The organism is Usitatibacter palustris, from assembly GCF_013003985.1.
GTDB classification, from domain to species: domain Bacteria; phylum Pseudomonadota; class Gammaproteobacteria; order Burkholderiales; family Usitatibacteraceae; genus Usitatibacter; species Usitatibacter palustris.
The window spans coordinates 3,674,929-3,690,017 of sequence record NZ_CP053073.1; the positions used below are offsets into that span (position 1 = coordinate 3,674,929).

Consider the following 15,089-nt stretch of genomic DNA (forward strand, 5'->3'; position numbering starts at 1 on the left):
TCGGAACGACGAAGTCGTTCACGCTCGATCTTGCGAAGGCTACGCACGTCGGGTGGCGGGGTCTGTGCGGTGGCGCACCGAGCGGTGAGTTCGTTAGCGCACAGAGGCGTGTAGGAGCGCGCTGATTGCGGTGTGCTCGGGCGCCGGTAGCGTCGCGGGATATGGAAACCGCGAAGGCCCTGCGCCAAACGCTCGAAGCCTGGGTGGACGATCGCTGCAGCAGCAAGGGCGCGGCGCTCGCGTTCTACACGCTGTTCGCGATGGCGCCGATCCTCATTCTCTCGATCGCTGCGGCGGGCTACGTGTTCGGGGCCGAGGCGGCGCAGGGAGCGATCGTCGCGCAGCTGCGAGGACTCATGGGACAAAGCGGCGCGCAGGCGGTGGAGGCGATGCTCGCCAGTGCTCGCGATCCTGAATCCGGTCTCGTTGCGACGTTGGTTGCCGGTGCCCTGCTGATCGTGGGCGCGACGACGGTGTTCGTCGAGCTGAAGGACAGCCTCGATGAGATCTGGGGTGTCGAGCCGACGAAGGGGCAAGGCATCCTCAACTTCCTGCGCTCGCGGCTGCTCGCGTTCGGGATGGTGCTGATTCTTTCGTTTCTACTACTCGTGTCGCTCGTGATGAGCGCGGCGCTTACGGTGCTCGCGAACTACGCGGGTGGATTCCTTGGCAGCGAATCGATGGCGCTGGCGGTGTTTTCTTCGCTCGTGTCGCTCGCCGTGGTCGCGTGTCTCTTCGCCGTGATCTTCAAGATGCTTCCGGCGGTGAAGCTTTCCTGGCGGGACGTTTGGATTGGCGCGCTCTTTACAGCGGGGCTTTTCAGCTTGGGGAAGTATGCGATTGGGCTTTACCTCGGGAACAGCGACGTGGCTTCGAGCTTTGGGGCGGCGGGGTCGCTGGTGGCGCTGCTGCTTTGGGTTTACTACTCGGCGCAGATTTTCTTTTTGGGGGCGGAGTTTACGAGGCAGTACGCGATTACGTGCGGGAGTCTGTGTCCGCGCGTCTCTAAACAGCACCTTTGAATACTCCGATAAGAAGCGCCGCCCCTAGCAGGAGGACTGCTGCGAGGCCCGTAGTTGCAGATACTCCCAGCGCGATTCGCCACTTAGGCACTAGGGCGAGCGCCGACTGTTGAGCCTCCAGGCCAGTCCTTCGGTACATTGCTAGCAACTCGACTGCGGACTTTCCCTCGATCATTTGTCCCAACCGAAAGTAGCGCGAGTTGAGGTCCTGCGTGGTTCGCCACATTTTGTAAATCTCGAAGATGACGAACGTGGCGGCTGATGCCAACATTAGTAGCGCAGCCCACTGCAGTAGTCCCGGCGAGGCATAGGGCTTGGTGATTGCCCATAGCCCGAAGAACGCGGCGTAACCGGCGGCTACAACCAAGTTCGTGTACGCGACAGCCTTGTCGTAGATCGCTGAGACGAGCTTTGTTTCGATCTCAACAAGTTTCTCAACCGCCTCCCTCTGAAGTAGTTCGGGGTCAACCCATGGTCCGTCTGGTGGCTCTAGCAATTGGTGCCTCCCTGACCATCGTCCTAGTTGACGACGGCTCTTTCGGACGCGCAACGAGGTCGCACAATCACTTGTGCAAAGTCTTTATCGGAGGCTCCCCTTCGGTCACCTCGGAGGGCGCCGCATTCGCGGGCGGGCTCTCTTGCTTCTTCGCATCATCGAAGTCACGAAAGCGCTCCGTGAGGTCGTGAAACTGCGTCGCGTCGCGAACGACTGCAACTCCGGGCAGAGCATCGCCCGTGGCGCGATTGGGAATATAGGCCGACACGATACCCAATAGCCGCAGCTCTCCCCCGTTAATGTTGAACGCCGGCCCCCCACTGACGCCATTGATTGCGACGCCATCGACCATATAGGCGGAGTCAGCTTCAATGAACGCGCTGATGCGTCCGGAGAAAAAACATAGATCGGCTCGTGGAATTGCAGGAAACCCGAGCCAGCCTATTTCGACGCCAGGCACGACGAACTTGTCCTTCGGAACCAACTCGATTGGTAGATCGGGCAGTGGCAATGTAGTGCAATCGAAGATCAGTCCGGCGGAGTCCAGTTGAGACTCCAGGTGAATGGAGCGGTCCGGTGCACGGAGGACAACTGATTGGCCGGACTGAGTGTGATGGAGTCGAATGGGTTCTTCCCAGTAGTGCGCGTGATCGATAACGTGTCCGGCCGTGGCGATTGCGCAAAGACTTGACGTCGTGCTCCGCGACACAAGCCAGCCCGTCCCAGATCCTGATGGCGTGGAGATTCGTACGACGTAGGGTTTTAGTTGATCGATCGCTTCAAACCATTCCATCTTGCCTCCGCTGCGATTGGGCCTATCCGTTGCTGAACTTGGTTAGGAGGAGACTCTCCACGAAAGCGATGACGCTATTAACGTCAGGCGCCGCAATCTTGTCCCAGTTGGCGTGCATTGCGTAGTCGCGAATCTTTGGCATTGCGTCCAGTAGGGACTTTTGAGCTCCGGAAACCAGGCCCTTCGCTTTGAGCGCGTTCACTACCTCCTGCATCACCTTGTCGCCGACTTCTAATCCGTTCGTGGCCGCATATCGCTTCAGTGCATCCTCCAACGCGGCGCATGCCAACACCGCGGCGACGTCTTTGTGACCTTCCGAAAGGGCCTGTCTGGCCAGAGTCACGAAGTCACCGAACACTTCGCCCGAAACGCGAAGATCGACGTTGAAGACATAGCCGCCATCAAAGTCCTCCTTCGCGCTTTGAAAGATTCCCTTGAGAACGTGGACTTGATGGTCGTATCCGCTGCAATCGCTGAGAGCCTTCACAAAGTTTTGATAGTGCGGCGACACCTCTCCGAACACAGCGCGAATCAGGCTTTGCGCACTGGTTGCCCACTGCTCCCACAGTCCTGATGGAACGTGTGAGCCGGACATGCCTCCCCCGTTGGCGTGAAAGGGGAGCCTTCCATACTGAGCGGCGAGCTCTTCGAATCGACGCGTGAATATGTCGTTCTGCATCAGCAATGGCCAAGGACTGCGTGCTTCGCGGCCCGCGTGGACTCGATGCCATGTGTCATGACGCCCCCACCTTTAGGTACTTGGAGAACTTCTGCTTCGCCGGCTCATATTGTTCGGTTAGCCAGCGAAGCTGCTTGTCTGACTCGTTGACGATTGCCACGTGATCATAGCCCGGTGGCTTCTCCTGGTACGCGTCGCGGTACTGCACCATCGCCGTCCGGAGCGCGAGGCCCCGAGTGAACACTTCTTCAATGTACTTTGGGATTTCAGGACCAAAGAGAAAATCTGCTTCGGCTGTGTTTGCGCGAAAGAGCATCAAGTCTTCGAGGCGCACATCAGCGTCCCTCATGATGTGACCGAGAATCTTCACGACCTCCTGATATATGCGGAGGCGCTTCTCGTATTGATCGAAGCGAAGCTTCTGCCGATTTCCTTGCCACTGCTGCCACGCTATATACGTGGTGATGATCGCGATGACCGGCGTTAGGAGTGCTGACAGGAGCGCGACTACGGATTGGCATGTCATCGTCTTGTTTGTGCCAACAAGCTAGAGCGCAACCAGCTCGGCTATTTTTGCCGCGACCACCGCTATTGAATCTTCTGTAGTGTCCAGGCCGCTGCGAGAGGCGAGCAGAGGGCTGACGTTGCGGAGAGCTTCATACGTCGTCTTATGCACGATGGGAACGAGCTGATTGCGCGCTAGGAGTGCCGAAAGCTCTTTGTCGGCGACACCCTCTTTTGGGAGGCGGGCCAGCAGCGCAGGGGTCACCAACACAAGGCCAATTCGCGAATTCACCAAGCCTTTGTCGATTGCGCGCATCATCGGCACGCCGAGGCCAAGGTCCTTCTCGCTGAACCAAACTTTGACTCCAGCCGCCACGAGCGCATCGTGCAACTCTTTGGCGGGCCCCTGCCGGTCGTCCCACGCGTGGCACAGGAAGACGTCACGAAGGTCCGGCTGCTCCGCTGCTCGCGTCTCAACAGTTTGACGGATTGGCGTGAGCGAGTGCACTTGGTTTGCCGTGTACGGCAGGGACGAACCCACCCTCGACCAGCGCGGCCTTGGACTGCTGCTGGACCTAGGCCCACCGCCGCCACCGATGCTGCTATGGCTGGCTCCGCTACCGGACGAGGAGTAGGACGGGCTGTATCCGCTAGAGCGGTAGCTACTGCGGTAGCGGCAAACAGGGCAGGCGGCCGCAGCGGCCGCCGAGCTATGCCCACGTACTGGAGCTGTGCATCTAGCCATGTCGCAATCCTTCCATTTGAACTCGAACTTTCAAGTAGCAGGTTTAATCAGCGCGATGCGCTACAACGACTGAGTTGACTGGCCGCGCGTTTTGCCGCTTGCCGCATTGCACAGCGGGTCACAATTGGCTTCGGTCCGCTCCAACGAATGGCCAGGCGCACGATTACCACCACTCCCCAGCCTCTATGAAGCGGCGCGCTTCCTCCGCGGTAACGGGGATGGGAATCCAGTCGCGGTTTGTGTACAGCTGTGGTGCCGTATCGGTGCTCTTGAACTTCGCCCATAACTTGTAGAGCCTGCCGATGTTCTGCTGGATTCGAAAACTCGACGGACATTCAACGCGGATTCCAGGGCTTGCCCATTGGTCGGGCAATGGACGTGCGCGAATCCTATTGCGTGAGCCTTCATGCGCACCGTCAAACAACTCGACGATGATGTATCGATACTCGCCGGCTTGTTCCATGGCGCTAACGATCGCGTTGGGCGGCCGACCACGATGCCTGTGGCGCGGCCAGAGTTGCCCAGTCAATACATGCGACCCTTTGTGGAGTGACAACAAACATGACTGTCATAGAGATGGGCCTCGATCCGCTCGGACGTGTTACTCGAGGTCTCGCCGGTCATATTTGTCAAGAACGGAGACGGCCTCAATATCGGCTCTGAGCGCATCGCACGATGTCGCGTGGAATACCTTTCTTAGCGCGTCACCGTAGCCCCCACGAACCCAGAGATGGATGAACAGCCCTTTACTTGCAGCTTGCAACTCGGGCTGCCATCGGCTACGGCCTGCACCTATCTCGATCTTTCTTTCGTGAATGTATGTACGAAGTCTCAGTGTTGCTTGGTCCAACATTTCGCGCTGCATGAAGGCTTCGTCGAGCTCTCCTAGGTCGGCCGGAATCTCCTTGTAATTGAATCTCGTTGTTTGCCCTAGGACACCAGGGTCGGCCTCAGGGATGACGATGAACCACTCACCTTTCAAGTAGCCTCCTGGATTTCGATACGCAGCCGCAATGACGAGGGGAAGATCGTGTGGCCCCAAGGGCTCGACCGTATAAAGCTTGTATGTCATTTCTCGAGACCTCCAAGCAGGAATGGATTGAATTTGTGTGCGGCCCCCGATGCTGCGTCACATCAATTTATTGCGCCCCATACGAGAAAAGCCCCGCTCTCGCGGGGCCTTTCTTGTGACAGCAGAACCTCCACGGCTTGTGCCGCGAGATGCGATTTGGGCTGCTTCTTTGGCATGGGTATGCGCCCTCATGCGCCGGCATTTGGCCGGACTGATGTTGTTAGTTGCTTGTAGTTGGCCTTACTAACATACGTTAAACAGAAGCGTCAACCAAACAAAAAAAGCCCCGCTCGCGCGGGGCTTTTTCATTTCTACTGAGCAAAGCAGATCCTTCGCATCACTCAGGATGACAACACCTCCGCGGTCCTCACGAACCGCGTCGGCGTTGTCACATATCCATATCACCCATGCCGCCCATGCCGCCGCCGCCGCCACCCATCTGCGGTTTGTCGTCCTTCGGCAGCTCGGCGACCATCGCGTCGGTCGTGAGCATCAGACCGGCGACGGAAGCGGCGTTCTGCAGCGCGTAGCGGGTGACCTTGGTGGGATCGAGAACACCCATCGCCACCATGTCGCCGTACTCGCCGGTTTGGGCGTTGTAGCCGAAGTTGCCCTTGCCTTCGGCAACCTTGTTGATGACGACCGAGGGCTCGTCGCCGGCGTTGCGGGCGATTTCGCGCAGCGGCTGCTCGATCGCGCGGAGCACGATCTTGATGCCGGCGTCCTGGTCGGGGTTGTCGCCCTTCACCTTGGAGATGGCTTCCTTGCAGCGCAGCAGTGCGACGCCGCCGCCAGGAACGATGCCTTCTTCAACGGCGGCACGCGTGGCGTGCAGCGCGTCTTCGACGCGGGCCTTCTTTTCCTTCATCTCGACTTCGGTGGCCGCACCGACCTTGATCACGGCAACACCGCCGGCGAGCTTCGCGACGCGCTCCTGCAGCTTTTCCTTGTCGTAGTCGCTGGAGGCTTCGTCGATCTGCTTGCGGATGTTCTCCACGCGCGACTTGATCGCGTCTTCCTTGCCGGCGCCGTCGATGATCGTCGTGTCTTCCTTGCCCACTTCGATGCGCTTGGCCTTGCCGAGATCCTTCAGCTGCGCGTTCTCGAGCTTGAGGCCGAGCTCTTCAGCGATGACGGTGCCGCCCGTGAGGATGGCGATGTCTTCGAGCATGGCCTTGCGGCGGTCGCCGAAGCCCGGGGCCTTCACGGCCGTCGTCTTCAGGATGCCACGCAGGTTGTTCACGACCAGGGTCGCCAGCGCTTCGCCATCGACGTCTTCGGCGATGATCAGCAGCGGACGGCCAGCCTTGGCCACTTGCTCGAGGATCGGCAGCAGGTCGCGGATGTTCGAGATCTTCTTGTCGTGCAGGAGCACGAGCGGATCTTCGAGCAGGGCCACTTGCTTGTCGGGGTTGTTGATGAAGTACGGCGAGATGTAGCCGCGGTCGAACTGCATGCCTTCGACGACGTCCAGCTCGTCTTCCAGGCCCTTGCCGTCTTCCACGGTGATGACGCCTTCCTTGCCGACCTTGTCCATCGCTTCAGCGATGCGATCGCCGATCGAGGAATCGGAGTTCGCGGAGATGGAACCCACCTGCGCGATTTCCTTCGTGTCCTTGCAAGGCTTGCTGATCTTCTTGAGCTGCTCGACGGCGGCGATGACCGCCTTGTCGATGCCGCGCTTGAGGTCCATCGGGTTCATGCCGGCGGCAACGTACTTCATGCCTTCGGTCACGATCGACTGGGCCAGCACGGTGGCGGTGGTGGTGCCGTCGCCGGCGACGTCGGAAGTCTTCGAAGCGACTTCCTTCACCATCTGCGCGCCCATGTTCTCGAACTTGTCCTTCAGTTCGATTTCCTTCGCGACCGAGACACCGTCCTTGGTGACGGTGGGGGCGCCGAACGAACGCTCGAGGACGACGTTACGACCCTTGGGGCCGAGGGTGACCTTCACTGCGTCGGCCAGGATGTTCACACCCGCGATCATGCGAACGCGTGCGTGCTCTTTGAATTTGACTTCTTTGGCAGCCATGGATGTTCCTTTCGAATTCGTTCGTTACTTGACGACGGCCATGATGTCTTCCTCGCGCATCACGAGGAGCTCATCGCCATCGACCTTCACGGTGGTGCCGGAGTACTTGCCGAAGAGGATCTTGTCGCCGACCTTCACGTCGACGGGGAAGACCTTGCCGTCTTCGTTCTTCTTGCCGGGACCGACGGCCATCACTTCGCCCTGGTCGGGCTTTTCGGCGGCGGTGTCGGGGATCACGATGCCGGAAGCGGTCTTACGTTCTTCTTCCAGGCGCTTGACGATGACGCGGTCATGCAGCGGACGCAGTTTCATTTGGTTTGTCTCCTTTAAAACAGGACTTTAGGACCTACGAAATCGGGGAGGGCGGGAGCCCTCCGAGGCGAACGGTGGGGTATTAGCACTCACCCACTGTGACTGCTAATAATAGGGGCCAAAGGCTTCTGTTTCAAGTCCGGCGAAGAGATTCAGCGAGACCGCGAGGGTTGCGAGTTATACAACGTATTGATAGCGTGTTGTATAACTCGGAGGGCTCCCATGAGATTCCGCGAACTGAGCATCGCCGCGCAAACCGCCTACGCGGAGCTCCTGGAAAGCGCGCGTGCCCAGGGACGGCATCGAACCGTGGCGGACCTCAACGGAAGTTTCGCTTCCAAGAAGGTCAAGGAACGCACCTACTGGTACTTCGCCTACCGGGACATCGAAGCCAGGGTCCGCCAGATCTATGTGGGCCCCGACGATGACCGCGTGAGGAAGCTGATCGCCACCGTCCGTGAAGCCCGCGATTCGAAGCCGCTCGCTCCGCTGGCCCGTTCGGCGGCGGCCCTGGGCTGCGAGGCCGCCGTGCCGCGCCACTTCCGAATCGTCCGGCGACTCTCCGAATACGGCTTCTTCCGGGCAGGGGGTGTGCTCGTCGGTACCCACGCCTTCCTCTGCCTGGGCAACCTGCTCGGCGTGAAATTCACGGACGGATCGCGAACCCTCGATGTCGACCTCGCGCACGCCGGAAAGAACATCTCGGTCGCATTGCCTGCCGACATCAAGGTCGACGTCCAGGGAGCCCTCGACTCCCTCGAGATGGGATTTCTCCCGATCACCGAAATGCAAGGCAAGGCCGGGACGACCTACCTCAACCCCAAGAACCCGGAGCTGCGCATCGACTTCGTCACCTCGGCGTCGCGCGCGGGCAAGTCCAGCGTCCACGTGCCCAACCTGAATGTCGCGCTCGAGCCACTGAAGTTCATGGAGTTTTCGCTCGAGGACACCACCCAGGCGGCGCTCCTGAGCACGGAGGGCGCAGTCATCGTGAACATCCCCTCGCCCGCCCGATTCGCCATTCACAAGCTGGTCGTCTATGGCGAAAGGAGTGGCGCAAGCCGCCTCAAGTCGAAAAAGGACCTGCTACAGGCGGCCTCGCTCATCGACGCATTGGCCGCGGAGCGGGCAGACGAGTTGCGCAACGCCTGGACCGACGCATTGGGCCGCGGCCCCGGATGGACGAAGCGCGCTCATGAAGGCTTGGCTGCGCTCCAAAAGCTCGAGCCGAAAGTCGAGAGCTTGAAAGAGTGGGCCTGGGGGGCCACTCACATGATTTCTCCAAAGGATGCGAGGGCGGCGCGAATCATCAAGCGCGGCGAAGACTTCGAACCCTGACCCGCCTGGCCCTCTCGCTAACCCCTTAAAGCAGGTCCTTCGTCGCTGCGCTCCTCAGGATGACAGGAGTGGCTTCGCCGGAACCAACTGACCCGGCAGCGGCGTGGGAGGCGGGCTCTTGCGCGCCTTCTTCGGCTCGACCACTTGCCGCCATCCCGTGATCACGCGCCTGGCCACCGTCACTTGGTCACCGGCGGAAAGCTGAACGGCGAGACGGGCGCGGGCGCCGTCGACTTGGGCTTCTTGGGCTTGCGCGTTTCCTTGTTGCTCTTCTGCTGGCCTTTGGGCATCTGGGTCTCCTTATTTACTGCGACATCACGAGCTCGCCGTGCGTGGAAATCGCGTCGGTCGAGTGGTACGGAAGCGTGAATCCATTGGCCGGATCGTTCACGGCGTGGATGCTCATCACGGGCGCATACGATTTTACCGCACCGAACATCGTCGCGAACGACACGTCGGCGGCGTCGCGCCCGGTGCCGAGGCGCACGAGGCCCATCGGCGGCGAGATCCCCGAGGGATCGAAGAGGTACCAGCGGTGGCCGAGGAACACTTCGACATACGCGTGGAAGTCCGTCGGCCCCAGCTCGGGCGCGGCGCCGTAGTCGATGCCGGTCACGAAGCGCGCGGGAATGTTCAACGCACGGCACAGCGCGATCATCAGGTGCGCGAAGTCGCGGCACACGCCCACTTGCTCGACGAGCGTATCGACCGCCGCGGTGCTGCTGTTCGAGGCGCCCATGGTGAATGCCGTGCGCTGCTTCACCCAATCGGCGATCGCCTGGACGCGCCAGTAGCCCAATTGCAGATGACCAAACTCGCGCGTGGCGAGCTTGCGCAGCCGGTCGGACTGGCAGTAACGGCTCGGGTAGATGAACGGCAGGACGTCGGGCGGCATGCGCGCGATCGGAACCTCGCCGATGTTCATCGGGGCTTCGAAGTGATGGTTGATGTCCACGGTGGCGTCGTACTGCACCGAGAGCTGCCCCGGGTTCGCCGTGAGCCGCATGAAGCGGCTGCCGAGCATCGGGTCGGTGTACATCGCGGTCGGCACCTGCTGGCTCGTGCGCAGCTGTTCGGCCACGATGACCTGCGAAGGTGTCTGCGCGGCGTGGATGTTGAACACGAAATCGCTCGGCTGGTCGGCGATGTCGTACTTGAGCTCGATCGTAAATTGGAGGCGGATCATGCCCGCATGGTATCGGGCGATTGCCCGCGCGTCGGTGCGGTTGCGAACATAGACGCCCGCGTTGGCGCACACTGGACCATGCCCGACCCCAGCCCGAAGCAAAACCACCTGCTCGCGAACCTCTCGGCCGCGGAGCTGAAGCGCATGCGCCCGCACCTGGAGGCCGTGGCGATGCCCCTGGGCCACGTGATCTACGAATCGGGGCGCCTGCTCGATCACGTCTTCTTCCCGACGACCTCGATCGTCTCGCTGCTTCACGTCCTCGAGAACGGCTCGACCACCGAGATCGCGGTCGTGGGCAACGACGGTCTCGTGGGCATCTCGCTCTTCATGGGCGGCGAAACCACGCCCAGCCGCGCGATGGTGCAGAGCACAGGGCATGCGTTCCGGCTTCCGGCGAAGTTCCTGCACGCGGAGTTCGGCCGCGGCGGATCGATGCAGCACTTGCTGCTGCGCTACACGCAGGCGCTGATCACGCAGATGGCGCAGACCGCGGTGTGCAACCGGCACCACTCGGTCGATCAGCAGTTGTGCCGCTGGCTGCTGTTGAGCCTCGATCGGTTGCCCACGCAGGACCTGGTGGTCACGCAGGAGTTGATCGCAAGCATGCTGGGGGTGCGGCGCGAGGGTGTGACCGCCGCCGCCGGGAAACTGCAGGAGGCCGGGGTGATCGAGTATCGCCGCGGGCACATCAGGGTGCTCAACCGCACGAAGCTCGAGAAGATGTCGTGCGAGTGCTACTCGGTGGTCAGGAAGGAGTGCGACCGCCTGTTGCCGTACAAGATCGCACCCTAGCTCGCGAGACGCACAGGCTCTGCCACCTGGAGGTCGGCCTGCCGCGGCAAGTCGACCGTGAAGACGCAGCCCAGTCCGGGCATGTCGCGCACCGAGAGATTGCCGCCGCTCGCTTCGATGGCGCGGCGCGCGATCGACAGCCCCAACCCCAGGCCGCTGCGGTCGGTGCCGTGCTGCACGAAGGGCTGGAACATCGCCTCGGCCTTGCCGGTGGGAAGCCCGCCGCACTGATCCTCGACTTCGATCATCACGCGCTCGTTCGTGCCATAGGCCTTCATCGACACGTGGCTGTGGGCGCGCGTGAACTTGAAGGCGTTCTGCAGGAGGTTCGACAGGGCCGATCCCACCATCTGCTTGTCGATGCGGATCGTGAGTCCCGGCTGGACGGGCGAGAGGCTGAGATCGCATCCGCGCTTCGTGGCCTCGAGGCTCGCGGAAACGTGAAGCTCGACGAGGAACGCGTGGACCTCGACATCCTCGAGGAGTTTTTCGGGAACGCCCGCGTTCAGGCGCACGTCGGTCAACGCGCGGTCGACGACGTCGCGCAGGCCCGCGAGGCTGCGTTCGAGAACGGCGGCCGTGGGCCCATCGACGGCGACACTGCCGCTCCTGATTGCGGCGAACGAGAGCATCGCGGTGTTGAGGAAGTTGCGCAGCTCGTGCGCGAGGAAGCCCAGCCGCTCCGTGTTCTCGCGGTCGTCGCTCTCGGAAACCAGGACGTCGCGTCCGGAAGCGAAGGCGGTGACGGCATCGGCGATGGCGTTGTCGAGGCAGCGGTTGAGCGTGCGGAATTCGTCGATGCCGACGGGCACGTTTCTTTCGATGGCGAGCTCGGTGACGGCCTGGCAGAGGTCGCCATAGTCATGCACCACCTGCTCGACCGTGAAGCCGCGCCGCAGGAGCTCGTGCCCGTGCTTCGAGGCGCCCGACATGATGTCCGTTCGGGAATCGCTCCGCGCAGCGCTGAGGGCGCCCACCGCGGAGCGGCCTTCGCCCTTCCGGGCGCGCTCCTCGTCGCGCAGGGCCTCGATGAGCTGGCCCAGGAACAACGGGATTCCGTGATCGATCTCCGCGGGTGTCGGGCGCGGAGAAGCGCGCCGCACGACCTTCATGCGGCAACGCTCGATCAGTTCAGTGCGGTTTGCATCCAGGAACTCGTGCAGCATGTCCCTCCCTCAGGCGCGCGGCTCGCCCTTGCCGTTGACAGTGACCGTGTTGCCCGGTGGGCCTGCCATCTGCATGCGATGCTGCTGGCCCTTGAAGTCGTACGTCACGTCCCAGTAGTCGGGTCGGCTCTGGCTGGTGTCGGTCGCGCAACGTTGCACGTCCGCATACACCGGCTGTCCGTTCTTGTCGCGTCCGACCGTGGATCCGAAGTAGCCGCCGGCACCGGCGCCGATCACCGTGGCTGCCGTGTTGCCGTGCCCGCTGCCGACCTGGTGGCCGAGAACGCCGCCGAGGATGGCGCCAATGACCGCGCCCGGAACGTTCGCGCCCTGCGGTTGCTGCGCGACCTGCTCGCGCTCCATCCAGCAGCGCTGCTGCGGCGTACCGCCCACGGCGCGCGAGGAAGTGACGTTGGCCTGGTACAGCCGCTCGTTGTTGCGGCGGCGGTTGTCGTAGACGGGAACCGGCTGCGGCGCGTAGCGCTGGTCGTCGACTCGCGTGTGCTTGCTCACGATGCGCACCGAGGAGACGCGGTCATTGAGTCCCATCGCGCCCAGCGAGGCATAGCGCCCCGGACGCAGGACGACGCACTTGCCGCCGAACTGCGCGTGCTCGCACACTTCCCAGCGCTCGTCGAGCACGACGACCGACGAGGAGCGATCGTTGAAGCCGGTGCGCTCGAAGTTGACGACCTGCTTCTGCGCGGAGAAGGAGCGGCCGCCGAAGTTCTCGTTTTCGTAGAAGACGACGCTTGCGGCCGCCTGTGTGGTGATGGCCATGCCGGCCACCACGAGGGCCCTGCTGAGGGTCTTGTTCATGGTCATTTCACGCGCATGTCGTTCTTGACCGACTTCACGCCCGACACGTTCCTCGCAACCACCACGGCCTTGTCGACGTTCGCCTGCGTGCTCACGAAGCCGCTCAGCTGCACGATGCCCTTGAAGGTCTCGACGTTGATCTCGGCGGACTTGAGCGTGTCCTCGGCGAGGATGGCCGACTTCACCTTCGTCGTGATGGCGGTGTCGTCAACGTACTCACCGGTGCTTTCGGACTTGGAGGTCGCAGCGCAGCCGAGCGTGGTCGCCATGGCAAATGCAGCCAGCAGCGTGGAAAACTGTTTGAGGGTCGTCATGTGTGATTCTCCTGGGATGGCCGGGACGGATGCGCGAGAAGCGCTTTCCCGAAGCCTCGACGCCGTGTTGCGCGTGGGTCGATGTGTGCAGGCTACGGCGATCGCGGCGGTGTGTCTGTGCGATAGCGAACGTACGCTTGCGTACTACGTGTTTCGCTTGGTGCGGCCCGAGAACGGTGGCGCGGGATCTCGCGGCGCGATCGTGAAGTCCGTGGTGAGTTTGGCCCACAGCTCGATCAGCAAGGTGTGGCATCCGTGCTCGCAGGTCGGCGGCGCAGGCTGGTACCAGTAGCCCTTGTTGCCCGGAGCGACGCCCCAGAAAGGCATCGGCACGCGGCAGCGCTTGCAACCTGCGGGCTGGCGATCGGCGAAGTCCAGCAGCATCTGGGCGTGCGCCTTCGTCACCGCAATCGTCGGCTTCGTTTCGCTCAAGGGGGATCTTGCTGCGTCACTCGCTTGGTCCACGAGGTCACCTGCTTTTCTACCTGTTCTTGCGAGGTGCCGTACGCCTTGCGGATGCTGCCGATCAGTTTTTCGCGGCTTCCGGCGATCGCGTCGAGGTGGCCGTCGTTGATCTTCGACCACTGCTCCTTGATGCCGGCGCGGAAGTCGGCCCAGTTGAGGGCGATCTGTTTCCAGTTCATGTGCGTCATGCCCGAAGGGTACGGCGATCACCCCTTGCGCGTCTGTGCGGTAGCGAACCTTGCCCTGTGTGCGATACCGCGCAGACGCGCTGCATTGCATCGCCCTAGTCTCGCCGCATGAAACGCACGGAGCACACGAACCGCCTTCTCGACGACCTGCCGCACGGCGACCGGGTGCGCCTGCTCGCGCAGTGCGAAAACGTCGAGCTCATTCCAGGCGAGACGCTCGCAAAGAGTGGCGAGCCCATCGACTTCGTCTACTTCCCCACGGAAAGTTTCATCTCGCTCGCCACGGAAATGAACGAGGGTCCCAGCCTGGAGGTCGCCCTCGTCGGCAACGAAGGCATGCTGGGCGCACCACTCGTGCTGGGCATCGGCGAATCGCCCGTACACGCCGTCGTGCAGGGCGCGGGCCTCGCGTGGCGCATGAGTGCGGCGCGTTTTCGCCGCGCGCTCGCCGAAGACTGCGCGCTGCGGCGCGGCCTGCATCTCTATCTGTACGTGTTGATGAGCCAGCTCGGCCAGAGCGCGGGCTGCACGCGCTTCCACGTGGTCGAGCAGCGGCTCGCGCGCTGGCTTCTGATGACGGCGGACCGGGCGCACTCGAAGGCGTTCCACATCACCCATGAGTTGCTTGCGTACTCGCTGGGCGTGCGCCGCGTGGGCATCACGAAGGCCGCGACCTCGCTGCAGAACCGCAAGCTCATCCGCTATACGCGGGGCGACATCTCGATTCGCGATCGCGGTGGCCTGGAGGCAGCTTCATGCAGCTGCTACCAGGCCGACAAGGACACCTACGACCACGCGATGGGTCGGTGACGCGAAGGCGCGTCAGATGTCCCAGCGGCTGTGGATCATGCTGCCCGCGATGAGCGCGGCAACGGCAACGATGCCGGCGAAGGCCAGCGTGGACACGCTAAACGAGCTTCCCACGACCGGCGCGGCGACGAACATCGGCGCGACCATCTTTGCGCCGATGAATCCGCCCGCGGCTCCAATGAAGACGGCTGCGATCCTGCCGCGCCCTTCATTGAGTCCGGTGAACGAGTGGCTGGCCCAACCCAGGAATGCGCCGAGGAACATGGCGACGACGAGGCTCATGGGGTTGCTCCTTCGCGATTGCGATGCGCACGAAGTTACGCCGACCGCGTGAGCGTGTCGGTGCGCAAGCA

General features: G+C 62.2%; 21 protein-coding genes. 4 read left to right on the forward strand and 17 right to left on the reverse strand.

The genetic code is table 11. The features are described from left to right. Positions 1 to 161 precede the first annotated feature (161 nt). Positions 162 to 1,022 carry a YihY/virulence factor BrkB family protein gene (locus DSM104440_RS17870; protein WP_171165067.1) on the forward strand — a complete coding sequence of 287 codons (861 nt, stop codon included), beginning with the start codon at positions 162 to 164 and terminating at the stop codon, positions 1,020 to 1,022. On the opposite strand, the gene DSM104440_RS17875 is transcribed toward DSM104440_RS17870, so the two are convergent. The 9 genes from DSM104440_RS17875 to groES all read right to left on the reverse strand — a co-directional run bounded on the left by DSM104440_RS17875 (position 1,006) and on the right by groES (position 7,655). Next, positions 1,006 to 1,518, reverse strand: a complete 513-nt coding sequence (locus DSM104440_RS17875; RefSeq protein ID WP_171165069.1) for a hypothetical protein — start codon at positions 1,516 to 1,518, stop codon at positions 1,006 to 1,008. The two genes, DSM104440_RS17870 and DSM104440_RS17875, sit on opposite strands and share 17 nt — an antisense overlap. A 67-nt stretch (positions 1,519 to 1,585) precedes the next feature. Beyond that, entirely contained in the window at positions 1,586 to 2,311 is a 726-nt protein-coding gene (locus tag DSM104440_RS17880; RefSeq protein ID WP_212758131.1) for a S1 family peptidase, read from the reverse strand. Between the two features lie 22 nt (positions 2,312 to 2,333). Continuing rightward, a complete protein-coding gene (locus DSM104440_RS17885; RefSeq protein ID WP_212758132.1) occupies positions 2,334 to 2,906 on the reverse strand; it encodes a DUF4145 domain-containing protein in 573 nt (190 codons plus the stop codon). Positions 2,907 to 3,045: 139 nt separating this feature from the next. Next, the gene (locus DSM104440_RS17890) at positions 3,046 to 3,516 is read right to left on the reverse strand and encodes a hypothetical protein (RefSeq protein WP_171165071.1); all 471 of its coding nucleotides are present in this window, start codon (positions 3,514 to 3,516) and stop codon (positions 3,046 to 3,048) included. A gap of 21 nt (positions 3,517 to 3,537) precedes the next feature. After that, on the reverse strand, positions 3,538 to 4,002 hold the full coding sequence (locus DSM104440_RS17895) for a toll/interleukin-1 receptor domain-containing protein (RefSeq protein ID WP_246212054.1): 465 nt from the start codon (positions 4,000 to 4,002) through the stop codon (positions 3,538 to 3,540). 400 nt (positions 4,003 to 4,402) lie between these two features. After that, the gene (locus tag DSM104440_RS17900; protein ID WP_171165075.1) at positions 4,403 to 4,702 is read right to left on the reverse strand and encodes a hypothetical protein; all 300 of its coding nucleotides are present in this window, start codon (positions 4,700 to 4,702) and stop codon (positions 4,403 to 4,405) included. Positions 4,703 to 4,840: 138 nt separating this feature from the next. Further along, positions 4,841 to 5,311, reverse strand: coding sequence for a hypothetical protein (locus tag DSM104440_RS17905; RefSeq protein ID WP_171165077.1), 471 nt, complete (start codon positions 5,309 to 5,311; stop codon positions 4,841 to 4,843). Between the two features lie 388 nt (positions 5,312 to 5,699). Further along, on the reverse strand, positions 5,700 to 7,343 hold the full coding sequence (gene groL, locus DSM104440_RS17910) for a chaperonin GroEL (RefSeq protein ID WP_171165079.1): 1,644 nt from the start codon (positions 7,341 to 7,343) through the stop codon (positions 5,700 to 5,702). A 24-nt stretch (positions 7,344 to 7,367) separates the two neighbouring features. After that, positions 7,368 to 7,655 (reverse strand): co-chaperone GroES, encoded by a 288-nt coding sequence (gene groES / locus DSM104440_RS17915; protein WP_171165081.1) that lies wholly within the window; start codon positions 7,653 to 7,655, stop codon positions 7,368 to 7,370. A gap of 222 nt (positions 7,656 to 7,877) precedes the next feature. Between groES and DSM104440_RS17920 the strand changes: the two genes are divergently transcribed. Next, entirely contained in the window at positions 7,878 to 8,993 is a 1,116-nt protein-coding gene (locus DSM104440_RS17920) for a GSU2403 family nucleotidyltransferase fold protein (RefSeq protein ID WP_171165083.1), read from the forward strand. 54 nt (positions 8,994 to 9,047) lie between these two features. Here DSM104440_RS17920 and DSM104440_RS19510 read toward each other — a convergent pair whose 3' ends face one another. Together DSM104440_RS19510 and DSM104440_RS17925 are read right to left on the reverse strand one after the other, a co-directional pair. Then, complete coding sequence (locus tag DSM104440_RS19510; protein ID WP_281357008.1) at positions 9,048 to 9,176, reverse strand: hypothetical protein; 129 nt, start codon at positions 9,174 to 9,176, stop codon at positions 9,048 to 9,050. A 121-nt stretch (positions 9,177 to 9,297) separates the two neighbouring features. Next, complete coding sequence (locus DSM104440_RS17925) at positions 9,298 to 10,179, reverse strand: transglutaminase-like domain-containing protein (protein WP_171165085.1); 882 nt, start codon at positions 10,177 to 10,179, stop codon at positions 9,298 to 9,300. 78 nt (positions 10,180 to 10,257) lie between these two features. On the opposite strand from DSM104440_RS17925, the gene DSM104440_RS17930 reads away from it, so the two are divergent. Then, positions 10,258 to 10,974: a Crp/Fnr family transcriptional regulator gene (locus DSM104440_RS17930; protein WP_171165087.1), complete on the forward strand. Its 717-nt coding sequence runs from the start codon at positions 10,258 to 10,260 to the stop codon at positions 10,972 to 10,974. Here the strand turns inward: DSM104440_RS17930 and DSM104440_RS17935 are convergent. From DSM104440_RS17935 to DSM104440_RS17955, 5 genes are all read right to left on the reverse strand, one after another. After that, positions 10,971 to 12,140 carry a sensor histidine kinase gene (locus DSM104440_RS17935; RefSeq protein WP_171165089.1) on the reverse strand — a complete coding sequence of 390 codons (1,170 nt, stop codon included), beginning with the start codon at positions 12,138 to 12,140 and terminating at the stop codon, positions 10,971 to 10,973. The genes DSM104440_RS17930 and DSM104440_RS17935 overlap by 4 nt on opposite strands. A 9-nt stretch (positions 12,141 to 12,149) precedes the next feature. Then, positions 12,150 to 12,959, reverse strand: coding sequence for a beta/gamma crystallin-related protein (locus DSM104440_RS17940; protein WP_171165091.1), 810 nt, complete (start codon positions 12,957 to 12,959; stop codon positions 12,150 to 12,152). Positions 12,960 to 12,961: 2 nt separating this feature from the next. Then, on the reverse strand, positions 12,962 to 13,273 hold the full coding sequence (locus tag DSM104440_RS17945) for a BON domain-containing protein (protein WP_171165093.1): 312 nt from the start codon (positions 13,271 to 13,273) through the stop codon (positions 12,962 to 12,964). Between the two features lie 144 nt (positions 13,274 to 13,417). After that, on the reverse strand, positions 13,418 to 13,705 hold the full coding sequence (locus DSM104440_RS17950) for a hypothetical protein (protein WP_171165095.1): 288 nt from the start codon (positions 13,703 to 13,705) through the stop codon (positions 13,418 to 13,420). Beyond that, on the reverse strand, positions 13,702 to 13,926 hold the full coding sequence (locus DSM104440_RS17955; RefSeq protein WP_212758133.1) for a CsbD family protein: 225 nt from the start codon (positions 13,924 to 13,926) through the stop codon (positions 13,702 to 13,704). The genes DSM104440_RS17950 and DSM104440_RS17955 overlap by 4 nt, the downstream gene beginning before the upstream one ends. 108 nt (positions 13,927 to 14,034) lie before the next feature. On the opposite strand from DSM104440_RS17955, the gene DSM104440_RS17960 reads away from it, so the two are divergent. Further along, the gene (locus DSM104440_RS17960; RefSeq protein WP_171165098.1) at positions 14,035 to 14,736 is read left to right on the forward strand and encodes a Crp/Fnr family transcriptional regulator; all 702 of its coding nucleotides are present in this window, start codon (positions 14,035 to 14,037) and stop codon (positions 14,734 to 14,736) included. Between the two features lie 12 nt (positions 14,737 to 14,748). Here the strand turns inward: DSM104440_RS17960 and DSM104440_RS17965 are convergent, their stop codons facing one another. Continuing rightward, positions 14,749 to 15,018, reverse strand: coding sequence for a hypothetical protein (locus DSM104440_RS17965; protein WP_171165099.1), 270 nt, complete (start codon positions 15,016 to 15,018; stop codon positions 14,749 to 14,751). Positions 15,019 to 15,089: the final 71 nt, after the last annotated feature.

Coding starts and splice junctions, on each gene's coding strand:
- DSM104440_RS17945 (WP_171165093.1), bottom strand. CDS start 13,273: ATGACGACCCTCAAACAGTTTTCCACGCTGCTGGCTGCATTTGCCATG.
- DSM104440_RS17930 (WP_171165087.1), top strand. CDS start 10,258: ATGCCCGACCCCAGCCCGAAGCAAAACCACCTGCTCGCGAACCTCTCG.
- DSM104440_RS17905 (WP_171165077.1), bottom strand. CDS start 5,311: ATGACATACAAGCTTTATACGGTCGAGCCCTTGGGGCCACACGATCTT.
- DSM104440_RS17870 (WP_171165067.1), top strand. CDS start 162: ATGGAAACCGCGAAGGCCCTGCGCCAAACGCTCGAAGCCTGGGTGGAC.
- DSM104440_RS17940 (WP_171165091.1), bottom strand. CDS start 12,959: ATGAACAAGACCCTCAGCAGGGCCCTCGTGGTGGCCGGCATGGCCATC.
- DSM104440_RS17890 (WP_171165071.1), bottom strand. CDS start 3,516: ATGACATGCCAATCCGTAGTCGCGCTCCTGTCAGCACTCCTAACGCCG.
- DSM104440_RS17900 (WP_171165075.1), bottom strand. CDS start 4,702: ATGGAACAAGCCGGCGAGTATCGATACATCATCGTCGAGTTGTTTGAC.
- DSM104440_RS17920 (WP_171165083.1), top strand. CDS start 7,878: ATGAGATTCCGCGAACTGAGCATCGCCGCGCAAACCGCCTACGCGGAG.
- DSM104440_RS17935 (WP_171165089.1), bottom strand. CDS start 12,140: ATGCTGCACGAGTTCCTGGATGCAAACCGCACTGAACTGATCGAGCGT.
- DSM104440_RS17880 (WP_212758131.1), bottom strand. CDS start 2,311: ATGGAATGGTTTGAAGCGATCGATCAACTAAAACCCTACGTCGTACGA.
- DSM104440_RS17885 (WP_212758132.1), bottom strand. CDS start 2,906: ATGTCCGGCTCACACGTTCCATCAGGACTGTGGGAGCAGTGGGCAACC.
- groL (WP_171165079.1), bottom strand. CDS start 7,343: ATGGCTGCCAAAGAAGTCAAATTCAAAGAGCACGCACGCGTTCGCATG.
- groES (WP_171165081.1), bottom strand. CDS start 7,655: ATGAAACTGCGTCCGCTGCATGACCGCGTCATCGTCAAGCGCCTGGAA.
- DSM104440_RS17955 (WP_212758133.1), bottom strand. CDS start 13,926: ATGACGCACATGAACTGGAAACAGATCGCCCTCAACTGGGCCGACTTC.
- DSM104440_RS17960 (WP_171165098.1), top strand. CDS start 14,035: ATGAAACGCACGGAGCACACGAACCGCCTTCTCGACGACCTGCCGCAC.
- DSM104440_RS17965 (WP_171165099.1), bottom strand. CDS start 15,018: ATGAGCCTCGTCGTCGCCATGTTCCTCGGCGCATTCCTGGGTTGGGCC.
- DSM104440_RS17925 (WP_171165085.1), bottom strand. CDS start 10,179: ATGATCCGCCTCCAATTTACGATCGAGCTCAAGTACGACATCGCCGAC.